We start from the raw sequence: 14,404 nt of genomic DNA, 5'->3' as shown, positions 1-14,404 counted from the left end.
CAGCTTGTTTTATTCATATTCTTGCACTTGTCCTCATATGATGGGGACAAAGACGGCGGGAGGATGGAGCTGTGGGAAACCAATCCAAAAAGCTGGCGGCTGTTCTGGTAGGTATGGCAGCTGTCATACTGGTCGGACAAGTGGGCAGTGTACGTACATACATTACGGAAATCCGTGATGGGCCAGGCACGCAAAATGCATTTGATATGTTCAAAGAGGCAACCGGAGAAGATCAGCTGTTGTCGGCGATCCGGGATAAAGCGGCCGAAACGAAAATCGCTCCGGTTAATGCCAGAGTGGATCGGGTCTGGAAAGCGATACCCGGGTATAACGGAATAGAAATTGATGTGGAAGCCACGTATCGCAAAGCACTTGGTGGCACGCTGAATACTAAGATAGCGTATGTCTATCGGCAAACTGTACCTGAAATCCAGCTTAAAGATTTGGGTGCACACCCGATTTACCGGGGGAATGCCGAGAAACCAATGGTCTCTTTCATGATTAATGTAGCGTGGGGCAATGAATTCATTATCCCGATGCTAGATACGCTTGACGCCGAAAAAGTCAAAGCTACTTTTTTTCTGGATGGAAGCTGGTTGAGCAAAAACGAGGAACTGGCCAAGGAAATCCAAAAGCGTGGACATGAATTATCGAATCATGCATACTCACATCCGAATATGAGTCGGTTGAGTACGGAGCGAGCCAAGCTGGAAATCAGTAAAACCCAGGACCTGCTCAAAGAAAAATTGGGTGTGGAGAACCACTGGTTTGCTCCACCTTCCGGTGATTTTAATCAACAAACAGTCGACATTGCTTCCGGCATGGGACTTCAAACGGTACTTTGGACACTGGATACGGTGGATTGGCGCAAACCAAGTTCTGCTTCTATTGTAGCCAAGATCACCAAAAACGTAGAAGCCGGTACATTAATTCTGATGCACCCCACGGCTGCTTCTTCAGGAGCTTTAAAAGGAATGATTGATTCCATACGGGCCAAGGGTTTGACGCTTGGAACCGTTAGCGAAACGTTGTCATCCGAGCGCGTGAAGGGATCAGCGGTTGAGTGAATGATGTTTTTTTGTTACTATCAAACAGTTGGAACCAAATGTCGATTTCAATTTCGCGTTGAAATCCAGGCAATTATAGAGATGTAGGAGGGCCAACCGTGAAAAAAATTCAGCTGGGCAATGGCCTCAGAGTTGTCATGGAACAGATTCCGACCTGTCGTTCCGTGTCATTTGGAATATGGGTCAAGACAGGTTCTCGCAATGAGCAGCCTGCAAGCAACGGAGTGTCACACTTTATTGAGCACATGCTGTTCAAAGGAACGGATCGTTATGATGCCAAAGCGATTGCGGAGCAATTCGATGCCATTGGTGGTAACGTGAATGCGTTCACTTCGAAAGAATACACTTGTTATTACGCCAAAGTATTGGATGAACATCTGCCAATAGCTGTCGATGTGTTATCCGATATGTTCTTCCGCTCTAAAATGGATGATGGTGAACTGCTTAAGGAGAAAAACGTCATTCTGGAAGAAATATCGATGTATGAGGATACGCCGGATGACATGGTGCATGATCTTATGGCTTTGGCCGCCTATGGTGAGCATCCGCTCGCTTACCCAATTCTGGGTACTGAAGAGCGTCTCAAGGCGATGGACTCCAGCCATCTGCGTGCATATATGAAGGAGCACTATACGATTGAGAATACCGTTATTAGTATTGCAGGGAATATTGATGATAGTGTGATCGAATTGATGGAAAAGCATTTTGGTGCTTTTGATGTCAACGGTGTATCTGAACAAGTCACGCTGCCTGCATTCCAGAGCGGACAACTCTTTCACAAAAAGAAAACGGAACAGAATCATATCTGTATCTCGTTCCCGGGATGTAAGATCGGAGATCCACTCCAGTTCGCCATGGTAGTGTTGAATAATGCGATTGGCGGAGGTATGAGCTCCAGACTGTTCCAGGAAATTCGGGAGAAACGTGGCCTTGCTTATTCCGTTTATTCGTATCATAGTTCCCATGCGGATAGTGGACTCTTCACCATCTATGCAGGTACAGCGCCGAAACAGACGAAAGAAGTTCTGGATCTGACCAAAGAGGTTCTGAACGATCTGGCTGTAAATGGATTGTCAGAAGATGAGCTGCGCAAAGGAAAAGAACAGCTGAAAGGCAGTTTGATCCTCAGTTTGGAAAGCACGGGCAGCCGCATGAACCGTCTGGGCAAAAACGAGCTGATGCTGGGCAGACACCACACGCTGGACGAAATGATTGCCAAAATTGAAGAAGTAACGATGGACGATGTCGATGCTGTGCTGGACCTGATGTTTGCCGAGCCATTTGCGCTCGCTATGGTCGGTGCTTCGGATCGTACGATCGCTGGATTAAGAAGGGATGATTTTGTTGCATTACGTTCAAATTCAAAAGTTACCGGGCAATGAAGATATTAAGTTGCCTCAAAAAATGTCAGAGCTGGCTTCCGGCTTTGATGTAGTTGCGGCATTACAAGAAGAGGTTGTATTGCAGCCGGGACAGCGTACGTTGATTCCTACGGGACTCGCGATGGCTATGCCAGCTGGATTGGAGGCACAGGTTCGCCCTCGTAGCGGTCTGGCTTTCAAACATGGGATTACGTGTCTGAACACACCGGGTACCATTGATGCCGATTATCGCGGTGAAGTTAAGGTCCTTCTGATCAATCTGGGTCAGGAGCCATTCACGATTGTACGTGGGGAGCGTATTGCCCAAATCGTCTTTCAAACTGTTCCAGCAGTTGAATTAACAGAGGTAGCTGAACTGTCGGAAACTGTACGTGGAGAAGGCGGATTCGGTCATACCGGGAAATAAAGGATTTGAAACCAAGCTGTAAATAAGAGCATCTTCTGTAATAAGAGCTTCACAGTTTAATTTACTGAGCATGTTCTCGAAGAGTCGCCCCGAGGGGGCGGCTCTTTTTTCTTTTTTTGAACGATAGAGATAATTTTTCTTTGCATGCTTCAATTTTAATGTTTCACCCCCCTGTGGGCCACTGCATACGATAAGGCATACATGTGGTGAAAGGAGTGACGTCCCGATGCTGACCGGTGTCCGGATTATAGTCCTGGGCGGAGATGCGCGGCAGCTTGAAGTCATTCAAAAATGCGCAGAGCTGGATGCTACGGTAAGTGTGGTGGGCTTCGACAAGCTGGAGCGTTCCATTCCGGGTATCGAACACCAGGAATTGGAGGACGATGTACTCGCTTCGGCAGATGTGCTGGTGCTTCCTGTGGTCGGGTGTGATGATCAGGGGAAAGTGAGCACTTCGTTCAGTGATACACCGATTTTTCTGAAAAAGGAACATGTTGCGGCATTGCCGGAGCATTGTATTGTGTTCACAGGTATGGCGAAGCCTTTTTTACGTGATTTGTGCCGGGAAAATGGTCTACGGCTTGTTGAAGTACTTGATCGTGATGACATCGCGCTCTACAACTCCATTCCGACAGCTGAAGGCGCCATTGCCATGGCGATTCGGGAGACGGACTTCACGATCCACGGCTCGGAATGCATTGTGCTTGGCTTGGGTCGAACAGGTTTCACAATGGCCAAAACGCTTCAGGGACTTGGGGCAAATGTACGGGTAGGAATCAGGCGCGAAGAGGATGCTGCTCGAGCAGCCATAATGGGCTGGAAGCCTTTCATGACAACGGATTTGGCCGCTCAAACCGGGGAAGTTGACTTGCTTTTTAATACGATACCGACTATGATAATCACAGCACAAATCCTGTCCAAAATGCCGCAAAAAGCAGTCATTATCGACCTCGCATCCGCTCCTGGCGGCTGTGATTTCCGGTATGCCGAAAAACGCGGTATCAAAGCGCTACTTGCGCCTGGCCTCCCCGGCATTGTTGCTCCCAAAACGGCTGGCGGCATTATTGCCGACGTGTTAATCCGTTTGCTTTTGGAAGAACAAAACGCACGGGAGGTTGAACAATGAACTGGCAGGGAAAAACGGTAGGTTACGCAATTACAGGTTCTCATTGTACGTTTGAAGAGGTTATGCCGGTGATTAGCCGCTTTGTGGCCGAAGGTGCCAATGTTGTCCCGATTATTTCTAATTCGGTTCTGACTACGGATACACGCTTCGGGACCGCGCAAAATTGGCAAAAACAGTTGAAAGATATAACGGGGAATGATATTATTTCTACAATTGTTGAGGCAGAGCCGTTAGGTCCTTCCAAGTTGCTCGATGTGCTCGTAATTGCTCCATGCACAGGCAACACGACGAGCAAGCTGGCTAACGCGATGACGGACAGTCCGGTTTTAATGGCAGCCAAAGCTCAGATGCGAAATCAGCGTCCGCTGGTACTCGCCATTTCCACCAATGACGGCCTTGGGTTGAATGCTGCGAACATCGCCAAACTGCTGGTGGCCAAATATTTATATTTTGTGCCATTTGGGCAGGATGATCCAGTGAAAAAACCGAACTCGTTAGTGGCCAAAATGGAGCTCATTCCGGAGGCATGCTGGAGTGCGCTTGAAGGCAAACAGTTACAGCCAATGATTGTGCAGCGCTCTGCACAGGCTTGATAGTTCTTGGGTCCGCCGTAACATTAGTTTGTTATAGACATGGTACTGTACAGACTTAGTTACGGGGATAACGGTTATTCGCTTGAAGAAATGAAGATGGTTCGAGAGACAAAGAAAATCATGAGGGACGTTATGCTGGTATAAACAGCTACCTGTGTCCACGTTCCTTTCATTAAAAGGGAATTCCTGCTTGCAACGATAAGGTTAGGCAAGCGGGATCAGTGCACGGGGAACGTGTGCGTCATGATCTCGATAACAACCGCGGCCTTCATATGGGATTGTTTCACTAATCTTTGATGAGGAGCGGCATGAAATGCCGTATAAAATGCTGAAATTATCGCATCGGAACGCTCCCTAGGGTGATCCATTTGTTGATTGACCCGTGTCCAGTCTTCTTGCGTACACAAATGGAGGAATAAAGATGCGCATCATGGTACAGAAATTCGGAGGTACATCTCTCTCTACCGTTCAGGCGAGAGAGCATGTGCTTCGTCATGTTAAACGTGAACTTGAAGCAGGATTGAGTCTGGTCATTGTTGTCTCAGCGATGGGTCGCCGCGGTGAGCCTTATGCGACTGATACGTTACTGGACTGGGCTGCACAGAACGGAAATGCACTCTCCGCACGCGAAAAGGATTTACTGCTGTGCTGTGGTGAAATTATTTCTGCGACGACTTTGAGCAGTCTGCTCGAACATGAAGGCATTCCAACTACAGTGCTGACCGGTGCACAAGCAGGTTTTGTGACGGACGACAATTTCGGGAATGCCCGAATTTTGGATGTCCGTCCTGTTCGTGTGCTGGAGCAGCTACAGAGTGGGCGTGTTGTCATTGTTACAGGGTTCCAGGGGCAGACCGAGAATGGTGACTTTACGACCCTTGGTCGTGGAGGAAGTGATACGTCAGCCACAGCTCTTGGTGCAGCTTTACACGCTGAGATGGTGGACATATACACAGATGTAAATGGGATACTGACAGCAGATCCACGTATCGTGGAGGACGCTCGTCCGTTGACTGTTGTGAGTTATGCCGAGATATGTAATATGGCCCATCAAGGAGCCAAGGTAATTCATCCGCGTGCAGTCGAGATTGCAATGCAATCCCAGATTCCAGTGCGTGTACGGTCTACCTTTGCAGATAGTGAAGGGACGCTGGTAACGCATCCAGAAGGATTTCAGGATGTGCAGACAGGCATTGTGGACCGATATGTAACAGGGATTGCCTATGTAAGTAATGTTACGCAAATAACGGTGGAAGTGCCGGGCGGTGCAGATCGTTTGCAGCTAAAAGTGTTCAAAACGATGGCTGAAAATTCGATTAGCGTAGATTTTATTAATGTTACCCCCCTGGGAGTTGTCTATACCGTTTTCGATAGTGATTCCGAGAAAGCTATACAGGTACTGCAGGAAATTGGTCTTAAACCGCAAAGTCTTTCCGGATGTGCCAAAGTTTCCGTCATCGGCGGAGGGATCAACGGAGTGCCAGGCATTATGGCACGGATCGTGGAATCCTTGACACTGGCGGACATCCAGATCCTGCAATCTGCAGATTCCAATACAACGATTTGGGTACTTGTGAAAAAAGAAGATATGGTTCAAGCTCTGAGGGCGCTGCACGCCTCATTCGAACTTCACTTGTAGTACTTTGAAGTCAGCGGAGCCGGACCTGTTTTGAAGGAGGAATCGAATTGGACTTTGGAAGATTGATTACAGCAATGGTCACTCCGTTCAACGAACAAGGGGGGATCCATTGGGAGGAAACTGCACGTCTGATAGACTATTTGATTGAAGATCAAAAGTCAGAGACGCTTGTTATTTCAGGAACAACTGGAGAATCTCCCACGCTTAGCGACAAAGAAAAAGTAGAACTATTCGAATTCGCAGTAAAACATGCGGCTGGACGGTGCAAAATCATTGCTGGAACGGGTAGCAATAACACCGCTCATTCAATCCATCTGACACAGGACGCTGAACGTGCTGGTGTAGATGGTGTTTTGCTGGTTGTTCCTTATTACAACAAACCAAGTCAAGAGGGAATGTTTAGACACTTTGAAGCGATCGCGAACGCGACGAAACTGCCGATTATGTTGTATAACGTTCCTGGACGTACAGCAGCAAGCCTTTCGGCTGCAACAACGCTTCGTTTGGCCCAGATTCCTAACATTGTAGCTACGAAGGAATGTGTATCGTTGGAGCAAGTCACGCAGATTGCTGCGAGTGCACCGGGACATTTCAGGGTGTATTCCGGTGACGATGCTTCTGGCTTGCCAGCCATTGCTGTAGGTGCTTACGGGATCGTTAGTGTTGCTAGCCATGTGGTAGGCGCTGAGATGAAACAAATGATTGATTCCTACTTCGGTGGTGCACCTGTACAGGCGGCTCAGATACATCAGAAGCTGTTTCCGGTGTTCAAAGGTCTATTCGAGTGCCCGCAGCCTTTACCGAACCCTGTAGCGGTGAAATACGCTCTGACATTGCGCGGTCTGAACGTCGGATCTGTTCGCCTTCCGCTTATAGCCGCAACAGAGGATGAGCAAGGTTTTATTCGTGCCTTGTTCAACTAGCAATAATACGATATTGAACTGATTTGTTAACTTTTATAAACCCATAGAAATTGCAGAAGAACCGCTCCTCATTTAAGAGGAGGAGGTTCTTTTTTTTGACGATGATTGTTAGGTTTCTTTTCACAACTGAAGGTAAACCTAGAGGTTAACGAGAGAGTGACTTGTTTTTTTTGTTTTTAATCATGTATAATGATGTCAAGTGACTGGGTGCGGTATTTTTTTGAAATTGAAAGCGACATCGTTTCTTGGTGTAGCTTTGTGGTGAAAAAGGAAGGAACGGCTAAGAAGGATCATTTCAAAATCCATCTTGTTGGTGAAGGGGAATAACTTCGAAGAACTTCTTCCAAATATCGTGAATAAAGGTGCTCTTTTGCATTCATCCCTATTTACGGGCATGGGTGTGATGGACTGCTTTTCTTAACTTACAATAAAATAATAAGGTACGACGTCCAACTACCATAGGAGGTTTAGATTCATTTGTCTAAGAAAAATAACAACGATAAACTGATGATTTTTGCTTTGGGCGGCGTAGGCGAGATTGGTAAAAATATGTACGTCATCCAATACGCGAACGACATTGTAGTCGTAGATGCTGGTCTTAAATTCCCGGAAGAAGATATGCTTGGAATCGACATTGTCATTCCTGACATCTCTTATCTAACTGAAAACCGTGACAAAGTAAGAGGGATTATTTTGACTCACGGACATGAGGATCATATCGGTGGTCTGCCATATGTTCTGAAACATTTGAATGTTCCGGTATACGGAACAAAGCTTACTCTCGGACTTGTGGAGAACAAGCTGAAAGAAGCCAATTTGCTGGGTGAAACAAAACGCATCCTGATTGATGCGGATTCCGAGATTCAACTCGGCTCTGTATTGAAAGCAACGTTCTTTGCTACTAACCATAGTATTCCGGATTCCGTCGGCGTATGTGTCGAAACACCGGAAGGCGCTGTTGTTCATACAGGTGACTTTAAATTTGACCACACTCCAGTCAATGGTCAATATGCAGATCTCCAGCGTATGGCACAGATCGGAACCAATGGCGTACTTGCCCTCTTGTCCGATAGTACCAACGCAGAGAAACCTGGATTTACACCTTCTGAGAAAAATGTGGGTATCGTTCTGGAAGATATCTTCCGCAAAGCAAGCCAACGTGTCGTTGTAGCAACATTTGCTTCCAACGTACACCGGATTCAACAGGTTATCAATGCAGCTGAAGTAACTGGACGTAAAGTCGCAGTTATTGGACGCAGTATGGTAAATGTGGTGGGTATTGCTTCTGAACTGGGTTACCTTGAGATTCCAGACGGCATGATTATTGAGCCGGAAGAAGTAGGCAAAATGGCTGCAGACCGTGTAGTAATTCTCTGCACAGGTAGCCAAGGCGAGCCGATGTCAGCATTGACACGGATGGCTCGTTCCACTCATCGTAAAGTAGATATTTTGCCTGGTGATACAGTAATTATTGCTGCAACTCCAGTTCCAGGTAATGAGAAATATGTAGGCCGTACGATTGACGAACTGTTCCGTCTGGGTGCCAACGTGCATTACAGCGGTGCAAACAGTGGCGTTCACGTATCCGGTCACGGTAGCCAGGAAGAGCTGAAACTGATGCTTAACCTGATGAAACCGAAATATTTCCTGCCGATTCACGGTGAATTCCGTATGCAGCGCCGCCACGCGGTACTGGCTGAATCTGTAGGTATTGAACCAGACAACATTTTCATTACAGATATTGGTGAAGTTGTTGAAATTCAAGGTGGAGCAGCACGCAAGGCAGGTAAAGTTACTGCAGGTAACGTGTTGATCGACGGCTTGGGTGTAGGCGATGTAGGTAACATCGTATTGCGTGACCGTAAATTGCTATCACAGGATGGCATTCTGGTTGTCGTGGTAACACTGAGCAAACAGGATGGCAAAATTGTTTCCGGTCCGGACATCATCTCCCGTGGATTTGTCTATGTACGCGAATCGGAAGGACTGCTTGATGAAGCGAATCGCATCGTCAGCAGCACATTGCAGAAGTTGATGAGTGAGAACGTTAACGAATGGGCTTCACTCAAAACGAATGTTAAAGATGCACTCGGACGCTTCTTGTATGAGCAAACTCGTCGTAGACCGATGATTTTGCCAATCATTATGGAAGTTTAAAATAAATCAAACAAAAACATAAATTCAGGCACACAGTCGCCCCTTCTCTACGAGTAATATTGGACGGTTCCTCGTAGAGAAGGGGCTTTTTTTGTTTTTTTTTGGCCTTACACCAGATTATGGAGAAATTGATGAGTAATCGGGTATAAGTCAGCTGGAACATTCCCCATACTAAGGAAATACATTACATGTTTCTGGAGAAGGGGAGTAATCGAATGAGCGAATATATGAAAAACAAGCAAACACCCAAATCGGAACAACCGGGCACCGAGACACCGGAAGTGCCTGCACAAGAGGAAAAGGCGATGTCACCTGTAACGGAGGCTATTCAGCAATTTGGACAGACGCAGTCACCTGCAGCTGAATCGAACATTTTCTGTATGACCATTATCGGTCAGGTGGAGGGGCATTTAATTTTACCTCCGCAAAACAAAACAACAAAGTATGAACACCTCATTCCTCAGCTGGTTGCAGCAGAGCAGAATCAGCGAATTGAAGGCATTTTGATCATTTTAAACACGGTAGGAGGAGATGTGGAGGCGGGCTTGGCTATTGCTGAAATGATTGCTTCACTCAGCAAACCTACGGTTACTGTCGTCATTGGAGGAGGGCACAGCATCGGGGTTCCAATCGCGGTTGCTTCAACCTATTCCCTGATCGCGGGTAGTGCAACAATGACCATTCATCCGATCCGTATGAACGGACTCGTGATAGGCGTGCCACAGACGTTTGAGTACATGGAAAAGATGCAGGAACGTGTCGTAAGATTTGTTACGTCGCACTCCAATATCTCTGAAGAAATGTTCAGGGAACTGATGTTTAAGACAGGTGAACTCAACCGCGATATCGGAACAGCTGTGGGTAGCGCAGATGCGGTTAAATATGGGTTGATGGATGCCGTAGGCGGGATCGGCCAGGCCATCGCGCAGTTGAATCAGCTTATAGGAGACAAAAGACAGACGCTGCAGGCAGGGGGTTATACCCAATGACACTTTACACAGTGATGCCACCTGAACTGCTGTGGTCAGGGATGTGGAATGAGGGAGAAGACACCCGCGAGATCAAGATGAACGGGTTATTGATGCAGGTCAGACCTGTTAATGAAAATGAAGCTGTCATTGTACGTTTACTTGAATGCCCCTTGGAAGCTTATCTGAATCCCGCTAATATGCCCGGATCTATCGTTCCGCTTTCGGGTAACCCGGGACCAACATAACGCGACCAAATAAGACAAATTGAGCAGAAAAAGAACATATGTACGGATTATATTTGTATGGTATAATATTCTTCTGGGGGTGACCTGATTTTGGCCAGAAGAAAAAAGAGGAAAAAAAAGGCCGCAGCATTTAGCGGCGTTTTAAAATATGAAATTTACGGCATTGTGCTTATTACCCTTGCCGTCATTGCTTTGTCGGGTGAAGCAACCGTAGGACGATCGCTTTCCAAGATGTTTGGATTGATGCTTGGCAAGTTCTATTTTGCGATTCCGCTTATAGGGATTTATTATGGCTTAATGGTGATGATTCATCGAAAATGGCCGAGCGGCTGGACAACGCGCAAGACAGGGCTCGTATTGCTGATGTTTGCTTTAACCCTGATGAGTACCGTCTCTGCCATGCACCAGAAGCTTATACCGGTTGGAGCCCTTGAGCCAGGTGCTGTACTTACACAGATACATAATGATATGCAAACCGAGTTGCTCACGCCTGCTGCGCCAGGCGAACGTGATTCGATGCTCAATAAGGACATTAGCGGCGGTTATATAGGAGCGGCGCAGTTTGCCTTGTTCTTGTGGTTGTTTGGCAGTTTGGGAGCACGATTGATTATGATCGTGATGTTCGTTATCAGTTTCATGCTGATTACCAATCTTTCTTATGTCGATCTGATTCGCATTTTCAGAACCAAGATATGGGATGCAGGAAGTACGATGTACAAAAAGCTGGAGGCTAGACCAGCAGCACGTGCCACTTCAAGCTCTGCGGGCAAGAAAAGCGGGAATGTCCGCAAAGTGGTGCCTGTTCCAGTGGATGACGAGGAAGATGATGACGATGATATGCAGGATCAGCAACTACCGAAACGAAAAGCACCAATATTTTTCCAACTCTTTGGAAAATGGGGTTCTGATCGGGAACGGACGAAGGCTGAGCGTGGAGTGGACGAGGATGATTCTTTAGATACGGAACATATCGTCTACCGAGCCGAACAGGAAACGCCTGCAGATTCATGGCATGACGAGCCAATCATCGCATCCGATGTTATGGCTCCCGCAGCAGTTCCTGTGCAATCAAGACCTAATTCGGCTCCAATCATACGTGACTTCTTTGAACATGTCAGATCCGAGGATGCGGGTAAAGATGATGATCTGGATGATGCGTATCCTTTCCCAGATGATCTAACGGCTAACATGCAGGGAGAAGGGATCCCAATCAAGATCTCAGATGAACTTGTGGATAACAATGAGTGGCCCGGAGCAGCGGATGCTGGAACAGATGTGATGGATGCTGTTGAGGGTAGTTCAGAAGTTGGATCTACGTTGAGCAATGCGGCTCAAGGTTCGGTTGCTTCGGACACGGAGGGGCAGGAAGTGCAGCCAGTTAAGCCTCCACCACCTCCTCCGAAACCTTATAAACTTCCGTCATTCAGACTTCTTTCCAAGCCGAACAATGGAGGCAAGGGTGGCGACCAGAAGGATTATATGCAGACTGCACGCAAGCTGGAAGCAACGCTGGAAAGCTTCGGTGTTCGTGCCAAAGTACTTGAAGTAGTCAGAGGACCTGCTGTTACACGGTATGAGATCCAACCGGATATTGGTGTGAAGGTTAGCAGAATTGTAAGTCTGACAGACGATATTGCTTTAGCCCTGGCGGCAAAAGATATCCGAATGGAAGCACCCATTCCTGGTAAATCCGCTATCGGTATTGAAGTACCTAATGGAGAGGTATCCGTAGTCACAATGCGGGAGGTTATGGAGACTGCCACATTCCAGGAAGCCGAATCCAAAGTGACCATTGCATTTGGACGAGATATCTCTGGACAGACGATCATCGGTAATCTGGCTCGTATGCCCCATTTGCTGGTGGCTGGTGCGACGGGTTCAGGTAAATCCGTATGTATCAATGGTATTATTACCAGCATCCTGTACAAAGCGAAGCCAGATGAAGTTAAATTTCTGATGGTCGATCCCAAAATGGTCGAGCTGAACGTATATAATGGTATTCCGCATCTGATGGCACCGGTCGTAACGGATCCTAAAAGGGCTTCACTTGCTCTCAAAAAGATCGTTGTTGAAATGGAGAAAAGGTATGAGCTGTTCTCCAAATCCGGTACACGTAACGTTGAAGGTTACAACAATCTGATGAAAGACAACCCAGCGGCGGTTTTGCCTTACATCGTTGTTATCGTGGACGAGCTGGCTGACCTCATGATGGTTGCCGCCGGTGACGTGGAAGATGCGATTGCTCGATTGGCTCAGATGGCGCGTGCAGCGGGTATCCATCTGATCATTGCCACACAGCGCCCTTCTGTGGATGTTATCACTGGTGTAATCAAAGCCAACATTCCGTCCCGGATTGCCTTTGGTGTATCCTCTCAAGTGGATTCTCGAACCATTTTGGATATGGGTGGGGCCGAGAAGTTGTTGGGTCGGGGAGATATGCTGTTCATGCCAATGGGAGCTTCGAAGCCGGTTCGTGTACAAGGCGCTTTCATGAGTGATGAGGAAGTTGAAAATATCGTGAATTACGTGCGTGGTCAAGGTGAAGCGCAGTATGACGAATCCATTGTGCCAGAGGTGGACGATTCCGTTCAGGCAGCAGATGAAGTGCAGGATGAGTTATATGAACAAGCAGTGCAGATTATTTTGGAGGCGAAGCAAGCTTCCGTTTCTCTACTGCAGCGCCGAATGCGAGTGGGTTACACGCGCGCAGCACGTTTGATTGACTCCATGGAGGCCCGAGGTGTAATTGGTCCTTACGAGGGCAGTAAACCAAGGGAAGTATTGATCTCACTGGAACAGTATCAACAGAATAAAATAAGCTCGTAATACACAGCATGTGTAAACGATCCAAGCCCTTAACCTTATTGGTTGAGGGCTTTTTGCATGCCATTTGACTGAAGATTTGCCATGATGTCCAATGATCGGAGGATTTGGTGCATAGGAACGAAGTATGCTTGTCATAATAACCTTAGCGATTCTGTTAATCCCACAAGAGAAAGGTAGAGCACAGTCGATGCGAAAAATGAACATATGGCTTTTCACTGCTATTTTGCTGATGTCCGCATTGGGAATTCGTTATTTGCTTCCTGGGAATACAGCAACCGAAAGTCCAAACCCAAGTACCCCGCAAGTCGAAGAGAAGTCGATACCCACCTTTAGCACCAATGCTGTGAAATATGGAAGTTACGGTCAGGATGTATACGAGCTTCAAGGCCGGCTAAAATATTTGGGATTTTACAATGGTAAAATTGACAGTAATTTCGGCAGCACTACATTGAAATCGGTAAAATGGTTTCAATCGGAATTCGGCATGAAGGCAGATGGTGTCGTTGGAGCCAAAACCAAGCTGAAACTTTACAATGCTTCAAAACAATGGTCGCCAACAGAAACACCGTTGCACAAGGATCAAACTTCAGGAGATAGTGGGAAAAATAACAATACTGCGGATAAAGAGCAGGACAATATGGGCTCAGCCAATTCCATGGGGTTGTCGGAGAACGAAATCAAAATTATGGCTAACGCCGTATATGGTGAATCTCGCGGAGAGCCATTTGAAGGTCAAGTTGCAGTAGCGGCAGTTATCCTGAATCGCGTGAAATCACCGAGTTTCCCGAACACACCGTCAGGAGTAATTTTCCAGCCGGGTGCGTTTACTGCCGTTGCAGACGGACAGATTTATCTTGAACCGAATGCACAAGCTAAAAAAGCAGTTGAACAGGCGATGAATGGTTGGGACCCATCCGGTGGATGCCTCTATTATTTTAATCCGAAGACAGCTACATCCAAATGGATATGGACACGTCCTCAGGTGAAAACAATCGGGCAGCATATATTCTGTATGTGATGATCTTGGAAGCAACCAGAAGGCGTGACTTCGGTTGCTTCTTGCCTTTTG

Annotated in this window: 13 protein-coding genes; all 13 read left to right on the top strand. The window is 47.0% G+C overall.

The genetic code is table 11. The annotated features are described in order from the left end of the window. Window positions 1-71: 71 nt before the first annotated feature. The 13 genes from gpAD87_RS14945 (at window position 72) to sleB (ending at window position 14,353) form a co-directional block, all read left to right on the top strand. Window positions 72-1,067, top strand: coding sequence for a polysaccharide deacetylase family protein (locus gpAD87_RS14945; protein ID WP_064639044.1), 996 nt, complete (start codon window positions 72-74; stop codon window positions 1,065-1,067). 98 nt (window positions 1,068-1,165) lie between these two features. Next, window positions 1,166-2,449 carry a M16 family metallopeptidase gene (locus tag gpAD87_RS14940; protein WP_064639043.1) on the top strand — a complete coding sequence of 428 codons (1,284 nt, stop codon included), beginning with the start codon at window positions 1,166-1,168 and terminating at the stop codon, window positions 2,447-2,449. Then, entirely contained in the window at window positions 2,409-2,855 is a 447-nt protein-coding gene (gene dut, locus gpAD87_RS14935; RefSeq protein ID WP_170867769.1) for a dUTP diphosphatase, read from the top strand. The genes gpAD87_RS14940 and dut overlap by 41 nt, the downstream gene beginning before the upstream one ends. A 226-nt stretch (window positions 2,856-3,081) precedes the next feature. Beyond that, the gene (dpsA, locus tag gpAD87_RS14930; protein WP_064639042.1) at window positions 3,082-3,981 is read left to right on the top strand and encodes a dipicolinate synthase subunit DpsA; all 900 of its coding nucleotides are present in this window, start codon (window positions 3,082-3,084) and stop codon (window positions 3,979-3,981) included. Beyond that, entirely contained in the window at window positions 3,978-4,574 is a 597-nt protein-coding gene (locus tag gpAD87_RS14925; RefSeq protein ID WP_024630269.1) for a dipicolinate synthase subunit B, read from the top strand. The genes dpsA and gpAD87_RS14925 overlap by 4 nt, the downstream gene beginning before the upstream one ends. Window positions 4,575-4,995: 421 nt before the next feature. Beyond that, complete coding sequence (gene dapG, locus gpAD87_RS14920; RefSeq protein ID WP_063566369.1) at window positions 4,996-6,213, top strand: aspartate kinase; 1,218 nt, start codon at window positions 4,996-4,998, stop codon at window positions 6,211-6,213. A 47-nt stretch (window positions 6,214-6,260) separates the two neighbouring features. Then, on the top strand, window positions 6,261-7,136 hold the full coding sequence (gene dapA, locus gpAD87_RS14915) for a 4-hydroxy-tetrahydrodipicolinate synthase (protein ID WP_072732416.1): 876 nt from the start codon (window positions 6,261-6,263) through the stop codon (window positions 7,134-7,136). Window positions 7,137-7,325: 189 nt separating this feature from the next. Further along, window positions 7,326-7,463 carry a hypothetical protein gene (locus gpAD87_RS32585; protein WP_179132112.1) on the top strand — a complete coding sequence of 46 codons (138 nt, stop codon included), beginning with the start codon at window positions 7,326-7,328 and terminating at the stop codon, window positions 7,461-7,463. Between the two features lie 150 nt (window positions 7,464-7,613). After that, window positions 7,614-9,293 carry a ribonuclease J gene (locus tag gpAD87_RS14910; protein WP_063566368.1) on the top strand — a complete coding sequence of 560 codons (1,680 nt, stop codon included), beginning with the start codon at window positions 7,614-7,616 and terminating at the stop codon, window positions 9,291-9,293. A gap of 215 nt (window positions 9,294-9,508) precedes the next feature. Beyond that, window positions 9,509-10,282 (top strand): ClpP family protease, encoded by a 774-nt coding sequence (locus gpAD87_RS14905; protein ID WP_442950722.1) that lies wholly within the window; start codon window positions 9,509-9,511, stop codon window positions 10,280-10,282. Then, window positions 10,279-10,509, top strand: a complete 231-nt coding sequence (locus gpAD87_RS14900; RefSeq protein ID WP_063566367.1) for a YlzJ-like family protein — start codon at window positions 10,279-10,281, stop codon at window positions 10,507-10,509. Before gpAD87_RS14905 ends, gpAD87_RS14900 begins: the two co-directional genes overlap by 4 nt. A gap of 90 nt (window positions 10,510-10,599) precedes the next feature. Further along, the gene (locus tag gpAD87_RS14895; RefSeq protein WP_064639041.1) at window positions 10,600-13,335 is read left to right on the top strand and encodes an FtsK/SpoIIIE family DNA translocase; all 2,736 of its coding nucleotides are present in this window, start codon (window positions 10,600-10,602) and stop codon (window positions 13,333-13,335) included. Window positions 13,336-13,522: 187 nt separating this feature from the next. Then, window positions 13,523-14,353 (top strand): spore cortex-lytic enzyme, encoded by an 831-nt coding sequence (gene sleB / locus gpAD87_RS14890; protein ID WP_063566365.1) that lies wholly within the window; start codon window positions 13,523-13,525, stop codon window positions 14,351-14,353. The last annotated feature ends 51 nt before the right edge of the window (window positions 14,354-14,404 follow it).

Origin of the sequence: Paenibacillus sp. AD87 (assembly GCF_001659845.1) — a bacterium.
Classification (GTDB): domain Bacteria; phylum Bacillota; class Bacilli; order Paenibacillales; family Paenibacillaceae; genus Paenibacillus; species Paenibacillus marchantiae.
Note: the sequence above shows the minus strand (reverse complement) of the source record. Positions and strands in the feature narration are given on the sequence as shown.

What these genes read in the sequence shown, in the direction of transcription:
- gpAD87_RS32585 (WP_179132112.1), top strand. Translation starts at nt 7,326, where the DNA reads ATGATGTCAAGTGACTGGGTGCGGTATTTTTTTGAAATTGAAAGCGAC.
- gpAD87_RS14905 (WP_442950722.1), top strand. Translation starts at nt 9,509, where the DNA reads ATGAGCGAATATATGAAAAACAAGCAAACACCCAAATCGGAACAACCG.
- sleB (WP_063566365.1), top strand. Translation starts at nt 13,523, where the DNA reads ATGCGAAAAATGAACATATGGCTTTTCACTGCTATTTTGCTGATGTCC.
- gpAD87_RS14900 (WP_063566367.1), top strand. Translation starts at nt 10,279, where the DNA reads ATGACACTTTACACAGTGATGCCACCTGAACTGCTGTGGTCAGGGATG.
- gpAD87_RS14925 (WP_024630269.1), top strand. Translation starts at nt 3,978, where the DNA reads ATGAACTGGCAGGGAAAAACGGTAGGTTACGCAATTACAGGTTCTCAT.
- dpsA (WP_064639042.1), top strand. Translation starts at nt 3,082, where the DNA reads ATGCTGACCGGTGTCCGGATTATAGTCCTGGGCGGAGATGCGCGGCAG.
- dapG (WP_063566369.1), top strand. Translation starts at nt 4,996, where the DNA reads ATGCGCATCATGGTACAGAAATTCGGAGGTACATCTCTCTCTACCGTT.